The organism is Streptomyces sp. SID3212 (assembly GCF_009865405.1).
Classification (GTDB): Bacteria; Actinomycetota; Actinomycetes; order Streptomycetales; family Streptomycetaceae; genus Streptomyces.
This window is the reverse complement of record NZ_WWJY01000538.1, coordinates 1-513: the sequence shown is the minus strand read 5'-3', so window position 1 is coordinate 513 and position 513 is coordinate 1. Positions and strand designations below refer to the sequence as shown.

The 513-nt window shown below is 76.6% G+C and carries 1 protein-coding gene; it reads right to left on the bottom strand.

What is annotated here, in order from left to right:
* Positions 1-70: 70 nt before the first annotated feature.
* Entirely contained in the window at positions 71-337 is a 267-nt protein-coding gene (locus tag GT042_RS15940) for a hypothetical protein (RefSeq protein ID WP_161309374.1), read from the bottom strand.
* Positions 338-513: the final 176 nt, after the last annotated feature.

Genomic DNA, 513 nt, shown 5'->3' with positions numbered 1-513 from the left:
GCCAGACCCCACTTCGCGGACACGCCCTAGGGCCTGCGCGACACGTGTACGGAGCGGGTGGCCCGGCGCGCTACGGCGTGTCGCCCTGCCAGTCCCAGCGGTCCGGGTCGGTGGGGCGGGGGCCGTAGAGGGCGTGGCCGCCCGCTCCGTACGAGCCGATCTCCGTCGTCAGCGACGCGCCGTCGCGCAGCCGCTCGGCGGGCCAGCCGGTGACGTCCAGGAGGAGGCCGTCGAGCGGGCCGGCGACGAGCTCCCGGTAGACATGGCCGGGCCGCGGGCCCGGGTCCGGGTCGTCGTGGTCGGCGCCGTACACCCTGCGCCGTATCAGTTCGTCCATGCCCGCAAGCATTCCAGCCGCCACTGACATCGGGCCCGGACGGCTCCCCGGCTGTGAGTCCAGCCACAGGCACGGGGCCGCCGCGCGGGCGCGGCGCCCCGGCGTGTCGTGCCGCGCGGGTCTTCGCGCCGAGCCGCTCCCACCTGGGGTGATGACGATCATCGCGGGCGCGCCCC

Bases quoted from the DNA above. Each gene is read 5' to 3' on its own strand.
- GT042_RS15940 (WP_161309374.1), bottom strand. From the start codon at position 337: ATGGACGAACTGATACGGCGCAGGGTGTACGGCGCCGACCACGACGAC.